Below are 12,313 nucleotides of genomic sequence, written 5' to 3'. Positions count from 1 at the left end.
GGAACTGCGAAGTTTTGCTATGCTATACGAGAGTTTTACTCATCATAAAATCGGTCTGCTCTTCATCCCCCATATAAAAGGAATGGGCTCCTGTCTGGATAAATCCCATCTTGTGATAAAAAGCAATGGCCTTCCTGTTTTTCTCCCATACCCCTAGCCATACTTTGGTTTTGTTCTTGTCCATCGCTATTTCGATTGCTTTATTCAATAAATGCTTACCCAGCCCATGGTTTTGGAACTGGCTTCTAATATAGATCCTCTCAACCTCAAGGAACTCTTCCCCCATTTTCTCGGATTGTGCATCATCGACATTGACCTTTAAATAGCCAGCTAGTTCTTTGTTGAAATATACAAAATAAATGTCTGAAGATGGATTAGCCAACTCCCTTTCCAGTTGTTCCGAGTGGAATGCTTTTGCCAAATATGCCTCCATATTCTCAGGCGTATTCTGATCTTTAAATGTATCATGAAACGTGTCTATACTGATTTTTTGGAGTGTCTGCAGATCTTCACGACTGCACTTTATAATTTTTATTGTCATGTAAAGATATCGCCCCTTTATGAAATAAACAGTTTTTTCGTAGTCCTATTTCCACTTTGAACCCTCACTTTTTTGTTGCAAATGCAATAAAAAGTGGTTATATTAAATCTACTCCAAACATGTTGTATTTGCAACAAAAAACATAAAAATGAGGTGGATTAAGTTGAAATATGTATTTTTTTGCGTTGGAATCTTGATATTGACTCTTGGGATCTCACTCACAATCCATTCCGATCTCGGGACATCCCCGTTTGACGCTCTTTTGGTAGGTTTATCTGTTCAGGTGGGGCTCTCTGTAGGCAGCTGGGAGATTATCATAGCGTTACTTCTGTTATGTTGTAATTCGCTCATACGGAGAAGCAGACCGGAAGTTTTAGGATTGTTGACCGCATTAGTTACGGGAATTGGCATCGATATTTGGCTTTTTCTATTGCATAGCTGGACTGTACCTGAGTTATGGCTAACTAAATGGGCATACATGGTCATCGGCCTGATCCTCATTGGAATAGGAACTGCCACATACTTATTGACCCATTTTGCACCGATTCCTTTGGACCGATTAACATTAATTGTACAGGAACTTATGCGAACGAATCTCTTTGTAGCCAGAACGTGCATTTATCTTATTTTTCTTGGATTAGCGTTGATCCTAAAAGGACCCATCGGGATGGGAACGATCCTAACCGTTTGTTTAGGCGGATTCATATTGAATATCTTCATGCCTTTGACCAAAAGAATTTTGGAACGTTTCATCCATCAGTCCAGCTCATGGTCAAATTCATGAAATACTCCCGTGCGAACAGTAAACATAACAAACGGTCACGATTTCTATTATAATCATACTTATTCCACAAGCTAGATCGCATATATTCTTAGACCCATAAGGAGATATTTATGGACATACCCAAAGGTACATATGGCTTTCGATTCGCTGAAGATCCGGAACTGCAACTATGTATATTATATGCGGCAGGCTCTGATAGCATCAGCAATCCTTCCTATCATTGGGATGGATTGACACGAAGCGATGGGCCTCTCCTTCTTTTCCAGTACACGCTTTCTGGTCAGGGAGTATACGAATCAAGAGAACAGCAGCACTGTGTCTCTGCCGGACAGGCTTTTCTTGCCGAGATCCCTGGACCCCATCGCTATTACTATCACCCTGAATCCAGAGAACCGTGGGAATTTCTGTTTTTGCTCTTCCGGCCGAATCTAATTCTGCCTCACTGGCGTAAATTTTTGCGCGAAGCAGGGGAAGTCCCCTATCTCCCAGCAGACTGTACACCAGTTAAGTTGTTGCGAATGATTGTAAATGATGCAGCAGCAGGCCGAATCTCCGATCCCTTGATCGCATCTTCCTCGGTATATCAATTCATGACGGAGCTGGCCAGATTACAGGTTACGACTCTGCGGAACAAGCATACATGGCCGGATAACGTCAAGCGTGCAGCTGAATTTATAGAGCAGCATTATTCACAAATGATTAGTATTGATCAGTTAGCCGAGCATGTCTCTTTGTCCAAATATCATCTGATTCGGCGTTTCTCGGCCAGCACGGGACTTACTCCCGTAGCTTATTTAACTCGCATTCGCATTGATAAAGCCATGGAACTGCTTCGGGGAACCGAACATAGCATTGACATGATTGCCGAGCGTATCGGGTATTCCAGCGGAAGTTATTTTATTAAAGCATTTCGTACCATGACCGGACTTACACCAGGGGAGTTCCGCAGCGGAGGCGAGAGCCTTGCTTATCGTAAACTGTTCTTTGATTAACAGCAATATAGTACAATTCATCTTCCAAGATTACTATAGATATTGCTAATCTCCTTGATTAATATGAACTTAACCAGAGCAATAATTAATCAGTCAAAGGAGATTACACATGAGTCACAAGCATGCAGCACCCACACCACCGCTTGGTTGGAACAGTTGGGATTGTTACGGTGCGGCCGTAACGGAAGAAGAAATTCGCGGGAACGCGGAATACATGGCTGAACATCTCAAACCCTTCGGCTGGAACTACATTACCGTCGACATCCAATGGTATGAACCTTATGCAAATTCCTCTCAATACCGGGCTTTTGTTCCTTTGGTGATGGACGAATATTCCCGGCTTATGCCTGCTGAGAACCGCTTTCCCTCTGCTGAAGGCGGTCAAGGATTCAAGCCATTAGCCGATTACGTACATAGTCTTGGATTAAAATTCGGCATTCACATTATGCGCGGGATTCCAAGGCAGGCTGCACATGCAGCTACCCCTATTCTGAATACCACCGTTACAGCACGCGATATTGCACATACCAATTCGATCTGTCCATGGAATACGGACATGTATGGTGTTGACGCATCGAAGGAAGGTGCGCAGGCCTATTACGACTCTCTTTTTGAACTCTACGCCGAGTGGGGCGTGGACTTGGTCAAGGTAGACGACATCGCTGCATCCAGGCTGTATGATACCCATCAGCCTGAGATCGAGCTAATCTCCAAAGCTATCGAACGCTGCGGCCGGCCTATGGTACTGAGTCTCTCTCCTGGTCCAGCTCCTGTGGAATACTCCGCGTTCTTCGCTGAACATGCCAATATGTGGCGGGTCACGGATGACTTCTGGGATCAATGGCCACTGCTGCTGGATATGTTTGATCGCTGCCGAACCTGGCAAGGTATCCCTGAGGCGGGATGCTGGCCGGACTGCGACATGCTCCCGCTCGGCCATATCGGCATCCGGTCCGTTGACGGAGGTGGCGCGGATCGCTGGACTCGTTTCACACGGGATGAGCAGCTGACCATGATGTCGCTCTGGAGCATCTTCCGCTCTCCGCTCATTTTCGGCGGTGAGCTTCGCGACTGTGACGAATGGACCCTATCCCTGTTAACCAACAAGGAAGTGCTGCGCATGAATCAGGATAGCCATGGAGCCAAGGAAACGCTGCGCCAAGGTAATCTCATTGTCTGGACAGCAGAAGCCGCTGATCAATCCCGTTATGCTGCATTATTCAATGTAGGTGATTCAGAGCTCCCGGTAAGTCTGTCTGTTGATGACATCGGTCTTACGGGCTTCACCTCGGGCACCGAGCTGTGGAATGAAACGCCAGCCGAACTTACTGAAGACGTTCTACAGATGAATATTCCTTCGCACGGCGTACGACTCTATCGATTCTATTGATCATGGGTTACCTGGTTTAGAGCATCTCCATACCTAAATGAGCCAGTCACGTGAATTATTTTGGCGACTGGCTCATTTCTTTTTTTATCCGTTTTTATTATCATACCGTTAGTTCTTCAATTGTTACAAGAAGCCTGCTGATTTCATCCCTTGGTTGCTCCTGCAGAGATCCCCTTCACAAAGTATCGTTGCAGAGCAACAAAAACGATCAGCACGGGTACCACCGACAAGGCAGTTCCAGCAAATATCATATCCCATCTGGAGGAGAACTCACCGATATAGCGGTAAATTTCAACAACCATGGTTTTGGGCTCACCTGAAGGAAGAACGAGCATTGGCATGAGAAAATCGTTCCAGATCCCCAAACCGTTTAAAATAATCATACTAGCTGTCACCGGTCCGAGCAGCGGGAATACAATTCTCCAGAAAATGCTGTAACGACTGCACCCGTCAATTTCCGCAGCTTCTTCAATTTCCTTTGGAATCCCCTTAACAAAGCTGGTATACAACAGGCAACCAAATCCAATAGCCCCTGCGATATAAACCAATATTGGCCCAGCGAGGCTTCCATAGAGGCCCAGCATTTTCAATTCTTTAAATAAAGGAATCATGTATGCCTGAAATGGAATCATCATCCCTGCCAGGAAGTAGAGAAATACAAAATTCGTCCATCTGGCATTTCTCCTTTCAATGGCATAACCAGCCATAGGAATGATCAATATCTGCATCACAATGGAGACTACGGTCAGGATCAGACTATTCAGGATCGCTCTCGGGAACTCCGTCTCGGTCAACAGATACTTGAAATTCTCAAGGTACAACGAAGTTGGTAATGAGAGTGCATTTCGCATGATTTCACCATTGCTTTTGAAGGCAGACATTAAATTAAAGAAGATGGGAAAAAAGAACAGGATAGCGAATATCAGAATAACGACGAAGAGAATGACATCCGTTGTTTTTTTGCGTGTCTGCATAGTCATGTTAATACTGCACCTCCCGCTTGCGGAGGATTTTCACTTGAATCACGGTGATAACAAGAATAATCACAAATAACACCATGGCAAGAGCTGTCCCGAAGCCCTGTCTTAACTCCCCGAAACCGACTTTGTAGATGATATATGTCAGTGTTTCTGTTGCGAAACCAGGCCCTCCATCGGTCATTACTGCAATTTGATCGAATATTTTCAGCGCACTAATCATTGAAAGAACCATACATACGGTAACAGACCCGGCAAGCAGTGGGAAGGTAATGAATCGAAATTGCTGCCAGCCATTTGCACCGTCTATATTGGCTGCTTCGGACAGCTCTGCAGGAATGCTCTGAAGTCCGGCCAAATAAATGATCATGTAGTAACCAGCCCCCTTCCAAACGGTAGACAGGATCACGGACAGCATAGCGTACTTGGGATCACCCAACCAATCCATTGTCCAGCTCCCAAGGCCAATATGGTTCAGAATTTGATTCACCACACCAAAGTTGTAATTCAGGATCATCGCCCATACGAAGCCCATTACGATTCCGCTCAGTAAGGTAGGAAAGTAAAATATGCTCCGAAACAAATTTTTGAACCAACGGACTTTGTCCACCATGAGGGCCATGGCGATCGCAGCGATATTTTCCAGCACAACCAGGCTCACCGTCATGATAAGCGTATTTTTGAGGGCATTATGAACCCTCGGGCTGCTCCATATCTCAATAAAATTAGCAAAGCCGATATAGCGGATATCTTCACTTATGCCATCCCAGGACGTAAAGCTTAGATATGCACTTCCCAGAGTAGGCACAATAACAAATAGCGTGTACAGAATTAACGACGGAAGTATAAAAACAACAGCAAAAGGATGATGCTTTTTCTTCCGTCTTCGAGCGGATACAGCTGCCAAAGTTGCTTTATCCGTTGATGCAGGTATTCCCATTTCATATACTCCTTCCTTATTCAAGGAGGAACCACTCCGTAGCGGTCCCCCGCGAATTAGTTTACATCGAATTTGCCTTGACCTGGTTATCGTATTCCGTATCAACCTGTTCCATATACGTTTTCACATCACCATCATTCAGGACCATTTCCTGCAGCTTTTTATAGAACCAGTTTCGGAATTGTGGCGGTATTAAGTTCTCTCCCCACCAATTGTTAATCGCCAAGGACTTTGTTACATTCGGATCTGACATCAGATCAAGGGCCGTCTGCATCGCTTCTCCGGTTTCATAGGTCACTTCTGCTTGCGTAGAGGGGATTCCGTTAACACTTGCAAGATACAGAGAATACTGCTCCGGCTCGAAGAAGAAACGAATGAACTTCTTGATTGCTTCCGTCTTCTTCGGATCCTTGGCTGCCTCAGCAGAAAGTGTCCAACCGGCAGGTGACGGAAGTCCGATCACATTCACATGACCCTCCCGGTCCGGGACTGCATAGAAACCGTATTCAAAGCTTGGATCTGCTTCTTCGATCTGTGAGAACATCCAGGTACCCGAGTATAGTTGTGCCGCCTTTCCTGTGATTAGAAAAGAAGCTGTTTGGTTATCAGGCGTACTTAACCACCCTTTGTCTACATAATTTTGGAACAACACTTTGTAATCCGTCATCGCCTGCACGACGTTTTCATCTGCGAAGCTGACAGACTGCTCTGTCTTTTTGGAATTCCAATCCGGATCTTTTGCATATACCTCATCAATGAGAAACTTGTTCACCCAGAACCCCATATGAAAAATATCTTTGCCTCCAACAACGATCGGGGTTATACCAGAGGCCTTCAGTTTTTCCTGGATAGCAATGAATTCATCATACGTTTTGGGAAGCTCACTAATCCCTGCATCGGCATATGCCTTTTTGCTGTATATGATTCCTTGGGGCACATTATTGGCTATGGGAGCATTCCAAATCTTTCCGTCAACCTCAGGTGGGGAATCAAACAGCTCAATCAGGTCAGAAGGAAGTTCCACGATTTTTCCTCCATCGGCAAAGACCTCTGTATCCCTCATCTCAACAAGGTCAGGGAACTCTCCAACCGCATCCTTAGTTTTTAACCAGTCCAGATAGGAATTGCTTGTGTTCTCGCTCATATCCTTAATTTCAATACTCGGATTAGCCTCCGTGAATCTTTTGATGGAATCAGCGATCGCTTTTTTGGCAGCAGGATCCCCTGAAGCATAACCAATGGTGAAACTTACTTTGTCATTGCTGCTTGTTGACCCGTTTTCATCGGAATTCGGACTACTGCTTGTGCTGCAAGCACCTAAGGTCATAGTCAGTGCAAGCAGCAAAGCCGATAACTTGAAATTTGATTTCAGCATAACGTACATAACTCCCTTCCATATCAACAAAGTTCAAACAGCTTTTCCTTATAGGTAAGCGTTTTCGTATTTAGAATAGCACTGCCTGGTTTTGGTTTGTATGAACTTTTTAAAGCCTCATGTGCAGTAAATTTAAGAATAAAAAAAGAGCGGACAAGTTCATTCGCTCTTCAAGGGACCTATTCAGGAACAGGAAAGCTGAGCTGCACGGACGTCCCGATATTTTCCTGACTACTCACAGAGAGACCATAATTTTCTCCATACATCGATCGAATTCTTTCATGTACATTTTTCAGTCCCACTGATTTGTTATGCGGATTGGCCGTATACAGACCTTCATTAATGCTTTTCAGCTTCTCTTCGCTTATGCCTATACCATTATCATAAATAACAATGACCAGATTACGCTCTTGCTTCTCTATCGTTATCCCTACCGTCCCCTTTTTCCTTTGACGAAGTCCATGCTGAATGGCATTTTCGACGATAGGCTGTAAACATAATTTCAAGACCGGCCATTCCATCTGCACGTCAGGAGCAATGTCACAATGCAGTACATATCTGTTTTCATAACGAATGGAGATGATGTAGAAATAATCATGCAGATGTTCAACTTCTCTCCATAGACTTACACGATCTTCTCCGTAGTCAATGACATATTTCAGTTGATTGGACAAAGAGTGAATCATGTCAGCGACTTCTTCCGCATCTTTGTCTACTGCATTCATACGAATCACTTCAAGCGTATTATACAGATAGTGCGGTCTGATTTGACTTTTTAGTGCATTAAGTTCAGTTTGCTTTTGTTTGATCTGAGCGATATAAGCTTCATCAATGTGGACTTGCAACCGCTCAACCATTCGATTGAATCCATGGGTCAGTCTGCCTATTTCATCGTTGCTGGTTACAGGGAGTCTGGCACTCAGCTTCCCGGACTCCACTACGGCCATCTGCTGGATTAGCTTGCGAATAGGTGCTGCGAGCCGCCGTGAAAACCAAGCTCCCATGACAATTAATACAACGGTGCAAATGAGGATGGCCAGATATACGGTAGCCCTGGCGGAGAAAAGCTGTTCAAACAACCCTGCTCGGTGAATAATTGCAACTAATTGACCTTCAATAAAAGGGATGTCTTCCCGGAGTACTAACATTTCAGCATCCTTGCTTTTGGAGATGAATTCATCCAGTGTTCTATCCTTTTGGTTGCTGAAGTACATCTCATCCTGATCATTGAGCAGAACTAATTCATCCTGAGTACCGAGAGAGAGCTCATTCAGGAATTGCTGGAACATGGTGGTATCGACGTCCAGGAAGAGCGTTCCAACCACTTTAGGTTCACGTGTAAGACGTCCGGAGGTATCAATCAGATTGCGTGCAAGTGTAAATACTTCGCGTTTGGAACCAATAAAGTAATCATCCTTATGCGTCGGAAAAAGCGCAGCCTTGGAAGGCTGGCTTCTCATCGTTTCTTTCCATTCATGAACCGGAAGTGCATCCTCTGTCAGGCCTCTATTCTCTCTTTCTTGAGAGTAGATTTTGCCGTCTGACGATCTCATAAAATAAGCAGCTGATATATAATTGTCGCTAAACAATAATGTCTTCAGAAACGAGTCGATGGGAATTGAATTGATCTGCTCCAGCTCATTGACATTGAACGTCTGATTTTGATTTATGTTTTCGGCCAAACCCTCGTAGCGAACGTTATACATGAGCTTGGAAATATCATTATATTGTTGAAAAGCTGAATTCAGATTGTAACTCATATACATAATCATTTGTTGTTGATTACTCGTGGTGTACCGTTCCACGTAGCTTGAGAAGATTTGCACAGAGAAATAACTTAGCGCAAAAAGTGGGATTAGCCCCACCAAAATAAAAGAAGCTGAAAATTTGACAAAAATGCTTTTGGTCAAGAAACGCATGAAGGAAACACCTTCTTTATTCGTTATGTTTCGAACTGACGGAAAGACTGCCTATAGTCTTGCGGTACCTTTCCATATTTTTTCTTGAACATATCACTAAAGTGCCTTACGTTGTTGTAGCCCACACGATCGGCAATCTCATAAACCATGAGTTCCGTCTCCATAAGCAGCTTTAGCGCGTGGCTCATACGCACTTCTGTGACGTAGTTTTTGAAATTTTGACCGGTGTGCTTTTTGAAGAAACTGCTGAAGTAGTAGGAGTTCATATAGACTAGGGCAGCCATGGATTCCAGTGTGATGTTACTGTCATAGTTTTCTTCAATATACGATTTGACTTTCGTAAGCAACGCACGTTCTTTTCCTGACACCTTACTCGCAAGTTTCTGCTGCATTTCCGTTAACACCGCTTCGACTTCTTGAGCAACATCTGCATAAGAGACACAGTCAGTCCATTTTTCAAGCAAGCCTCGTTGGTAACCCTCTAACTCTCCACCGAATTTCTCCAATTCCTGAATCAACGTCAAAACTGCATTATATACTCCTGTAAGCACGAGGTTTTTGTTGTTTCCCGCTTGTATCCTGATTTGTTCAAGGAGTTCCTTAATCAGCGGTTCGATCTTTTCTCGTTCCATACACGTTAATGCATTTACTAAATGGGATTGAAGAACGGTTATGGGCCTGTTTTCTTTATTCGCTTCCGTCGCTGCTTCTCCAAAACGAATAACTTGATTTGATCCCACAAAAAATTTACTATTAAGCGCTTTCAACGATTCGCGGTATGTTTCTTCTGCTTTCTCAATACCTTCCTTGCTCGTACCAACTCCGCACGAGACACTTAGCTTCAAATATTGCTGAATCTTATGGCGAAGGTCTTGTGCCAATTGAAGAGGATAGTCTTTCTCCTCATGCTGAACCAGGATCGTAAATAATCCTTCCTTTTGAACTAGTAAGCCGGTTCCCTTCAACGGTTCCTGGTCCAATGTCTCTCGAATAATGTTGGACACTGCAAAGTTGACCAAGTGACGCTCGCGTTCTTCCCACCGGGAGGTGGCAGCATAATCGTCCATTTCCAAAACACAAACGGTAATAAATCGGCTAACTACGATCACACCCAACTGTATCAAATCAGCTATGGTATTCGTATCACCGTCCAGTAATCCGTCAAGAAGCTGCTCAATGGTATTGGCTCGATTTTTTTCTTCATAATAAGATAACATCTTTTTGTTCCGTTCACCGTCCGAGGTTTCTCGGATCATAGATACGGCTTTGCTAACTACCCTCTCCAGCTGAATTTTATTTATTGGCTTTACCAGATAATCCAGTGCCCCTAACTGAATCGCTTGACGGGCATATCCAAACTCTTGAAAAGCACTAATAAATATAACCTTGCCGCGGTACCCTTGTTCATTCAACTCCGTAATCACATCTATCCCACTTCCACCTGGCATACTGATATCGCTAATAATAAGTTGGGGGTTATGTCTGGCTATCAGATCTCGTAGTTCGGTCCCATCATTAGCTTCAGCCACAATCCGGATCCCAAGCTGTTCCCAGGATATCAGCTTTTTTAACCCACGCAATATGATGGGTTCATCATCTGCGAGTAATAGCTTTATGTATTCCATACAATCACCTTCCTTAACTACGCCGAATATGAACAACTCAACTCTTCATAGAGAACATAGGGTCTAACCTAAATTTCGATCTATACCAAAAAGAACATAAGCACACAGTAGAAGATATGATCTTATTGCATCTCATTGTACGTTCTTTTTAGATTTTGTGCTGCACAATTTTCATTCGTAGATTATACAACGATATTGTTTCAGTAATCCTGAAACAACCCACGACTTTTTGGGTTGTGGGTTGTTTCTCTTCTTTATCGTTATCAATCTACCAAATATATAAATCTGTGCCTTTTAGTTTGAATATTGCTTCAATAAAAAAATAATCTCCGTAGATAATAGACTGATGGTGGCTTTTGGCGTGATACGCTGCTGAACCGTTTTGTAGAATACAATCGCAGCTGGGAGTCCAATCGGTTCTTAGCTGTTCTAGTGTTTGGAGCAGCTTCAACGCTGCATTCAGATATAACTGTTTGTCGTGAGTTCCAACAACCTTGGCGATCTCAATCAAGCCACAGGCAGCGATGGCCGCTGCTGTTGAATCCTCCAGTACAGGTTCTGCAGGCTGCCTAAAATCAATAGGAATGATTCCGTGTTCAGGAATGTTCGCGATAAAATAGTGGGCTACTCGTTTAGCCGTATCCAGATACTCCTCTTTTTGCGTCCAGTTATAGCTCATCATAAAACCATACAATGCCCAGCTCTGTCCCCGAGTCCAAGAAGAACCCTCCGCGTATCCCTGTCCTCCGTAGGTTTTGATGACCCCACCCACCGCCGGATCAAATTCAACAATATGGTTAACTGAACCGTCTGGTCTTACAAAGGTATTCATGGTGGTATCGGCATGTTTCATCGCAATGTGCTGAAAACGCGGATCACCTGTTTCCTTGGTGGCCCAATATAAAAGTGGTATGTTAAGCATACAATCAATGATCGCCCATCCTCTTGTGTCTTCACCCTCAATATCATTCCAGGCTCGGATGAATTCTCCTGCCGGATTGTACCGGCCAGCAAGCAGGTTGGCTGCATGCAGGGCCCTATTGCGGGATTCCGGATTGCTTGTAAGTTTATAATTCGCGACACTCGTCGGCAGCCACATAAATCCTACATCATGATGCAGCCCATCGAATTTCTGGAAGCAGCTATCCAATTTCACTTCAGAGATTTCAGCAATTTGTTTGTATTTGGGTTCTCCTGTTGCATTAAACAACTGCCACATCATGCCTCCCCAGAATCCATTCGTCCACCAACATATTCCGTCGTCAGCTGAATGGGTTGAATTATGGACTGATCTGTCATCATGTTCTCCATCAATAGTCGTATATGGGATTTTGTCTTTGGATTTAACACTGACCCAATCCATTTTTGCTGTGATTTTGTTTACAACGTGGTCTACCCATACCCTTTTGTCATCTAATGTAAGCATATAGCAGTCCTTCTTTCTTCTTGAGAAGTTGTCTTAGCCAATCTGGTACACATATCGAATTTAGAATACCACTCGTCACGAAATGTCTGTATGTACTTTTTTAAGCTTCCTATGCTATAAATTTAAGAACTTACGTGAAGGCAGAGCGAAGTCATCTTTATCCGAAACCACTAAGCATATATATGCATATAAGCTCAAGTAGATCAAAATCGTGCTTCAAAATGAAAAAGAGCAGCTGCACGCTGCAGCTACTCTTCATTGATCTCTATTATGTAACCCTTCTAAGATGAGTACCTTCTTGTTGATAATAATTGCAGTCCCATGGCAATTTGTTCTCAGAATTC

The 12,313-nt window shown here is 43.7% G+C and carries 10 protein-coding genes; 3 read left to right on the top strand and 7 right to left on the bottom strand.

What is annotated here, in order from left to right:
• Window positions 1-22: 22 nt before the first annotated feature.
• Complete coding sequence (gene paiA, locus AC3RCI_RS14335) at window positions 23-541, bottom strand: spermidine/spermine N(1)-acetyltransferase (protein WP_492473716.1); 519 nt, start codon at window positions 539-541, stop codon at window positions 23-25.
• 163 nt (window positions 542-704) lie between these two features.
• Between paiA and AC3RCI_RS14330 the strand changes: the two genes are divergently transcribed.
• The 3 genes from AC3RCI_RS14330 to AC3RCI_RS14320 all read left to right on the top strand — a co-directional run bounded on the left by AC3RCI_RS14330 (window position 705) and on the right by AC3RCI_RS14320 (window position 3,707).
• Window positions 705-1,325: a YczE/YyaS/YitT family protein gene (locus AC3RCI_RS14330; RefSeq protein WP_336780079.1), complete on the top strand. Its 621-nt coding sequence runs from the start codon at window positions 705-707 to the stop codon at window positions 1,323-1,325.
• Window positions 1,326-1,435: 110 nt separating this feature from the next.
• Window positions 1,436-2,317 carry a helix-turn-helix domain-containing protein gene (locus tag AC3RCI_RS14325; protein ID WP_492529633.1) on the top strand — a complete coding sequence of 294 codons (882 nt, stop codon included), beginning with the start codon at window positions 1,436-1,438 and terminating at the stop codon, window positions 2,315-2,317.
• Window positions 2,318-2,426: 109 nt separating this feature from the next.
• On the top strand, window positions 2,427-3,707 hold the full coding sequence (locus AC3RCI_RS14320; RefSeq protein WP_492529631.1) for a glycoside hydrolase family 27 protein: 1,281 nt from the start codon (window positions 2,427-2,429) through the stop codon (window positions 3,705-3,707).
• A gap of 143 nt (window positions 3,708-3,850) precedes the next feature.
• Here AC3RCI_RS14320 and AC3RCI_RS14315 read toward each other — a convergent pair whose 3' ends face one another.
• The 6 genes from AC3RCI_RS14315 to AC3RCI_RS14290 all read right to left on the bottom strand — a co-directional run bounded on the left by AC3RCI_RS14315 (window position 3,851) and on the right by AC3RCI_RS14290 (window position 11,969).
• Window positions 3,851-4,687 carry a carbohydrate ABC transporter permease gene (locus AC3RCI_RS14315; protein WP_492473713.1) on the bottom strand — a complete coding sequence of 279 codons (837 nt, stop codon included), beginning with the start codon at window positions 4,685-4,687 and terminating at the stop codon, window positions 3,851-3,853.
• A 1-nt stretch (window position 4,688) separates the two neighbouring features.
• Window positions 4,689-5,624 carry a carbohydrate ABC transporter permease gene (locus AC3RCI_RS14310; RefSeq protein WP_127535745.1) on the bottom strand — a complete coding sequence of 312 codons (936 nt, stop codon included), beginning with the start codon at window positions 5,622-5,624 and terminating at the stop codon, window positions 4,689-4,691.
• A gap of 61 nt (window positions 5,625-5,685) precedes the next feature.
• Window positions 5,686-6,999, bottom strand: coding sequence for an ABC transporter substrate-binding protein (locus AC3RCI_RS14305; RefSeq protein ID WP_492529629.1), 1,314 nt, complete (start codon window positions 6,997-6,999; stop codon window positions 5,686-5,688).
• Between the two features lie 179 nt (window positions 7,000-7,178).
• The gene (locus AC3RCI_RS14300) at window positions 7,179-8,918 is read right to left on the bottom strand and encodes a cache domain-containing sensor histidine kinase (protein WP_336780074.1); all 1,740 of its coding nucleotides are present in this window, start codon (window positions 8,916-8,918) and stop codon (window positions 7,179-7,181) included.
• Between the two features lie 23 nt (window positions 8,919-8,941).
• Entirely contained in the window at window positions 8,942-10,543 is a 1,602-nt protein-coding gene (locus tag AC3RCI_RS14295) for a response regulator transcription factor (RefSeq protein ID WP_492529627.1), read from the bottom strand.
• Between the two features lie 268 nt (window positions 10,544-10,811).
• On the bottom strand, window positions 10,812-11,969 hold the full coding sequence (locus AC3RCI_RS14290) for a glycoside hydrolase family protein (protein ID WP_492529625.1): 1,158 nt from the start codon (window positions 11,967-11,969) through the stop codon (window positions 10,812-10,814).
• Window positions 11,970-12,313 lie beyond the last annotated feature (344 nt).

The organism is Paenibacillus sp. MT124, from assembly GCF_058792755.1.
Note: the sequence above shows the minus strand (reverse complement) of the source record. Positions and strands in the feature narration are given on the sequence as shown.

Coding starts and splice junctions, on each gene's coding strand:
- paiA (WP_492473716.1), bottom strand. CDS start 541: ATGACAATAAAAATTATAAAGTGCAGTCGTGAAGATCTGCAGACACTC.
- AC3RCI_RS14310 (WP_127535745.1), bottom strand. CDS start 5,624: ATGGGAATACCTGCATCAACGGATAAAGCAACTTTGGCAGCTGTATCC.
- AC3RCI_RS14300 (WP_336780074.1), bottom strand. CDS start 8,918: ATGCGTTTCTTGACCAAAAGCATTTTTGTCAAATTTTCAGCTTCTTTT.
- AC3RCI_RS14315 (WP_492473713.1), bottom strand. CDS start 4,687: ATGACTATGCAGACACGCAAAAAAACAACGGATGTCATTCTCTTCGTC.
- AC3RCI_RS14305 (WP_492529629.1), bottom strand. CDS start 6,999: ATGCTGAAATCAAATTTCAAGTTATCGGCTTTGCTGCTTGCACTGACT.
- AC3RCI_RS14325 (WP_492529633.1), top strand. CDS start 1,436: ATGGACATACCCAAAGGTACATATGGCTTTCGATTCGCTGAAGATCCG.
- AC3RCI_RS14290 (WP_492529625.1), bottom strand. CDS start 11,969: ATGCTTACATTAGATGACAAAAGGGTATGGGTAGACCACGTTGTAAAC.
- AC3RCI_RS14295 (WP_492529627.1), bottom strand. CDS start 10,543: ATGGAATACATAAAGCTATTACTCGCAGATGATGAACCCATCATATTG.
- AC3RCI_RS14320 (WP_492529631.1), top strand. CDS start 2,427: ATGAGTCACAAGCATGCAGCACCCACACCACCGCTTGGTTGGAACAGT.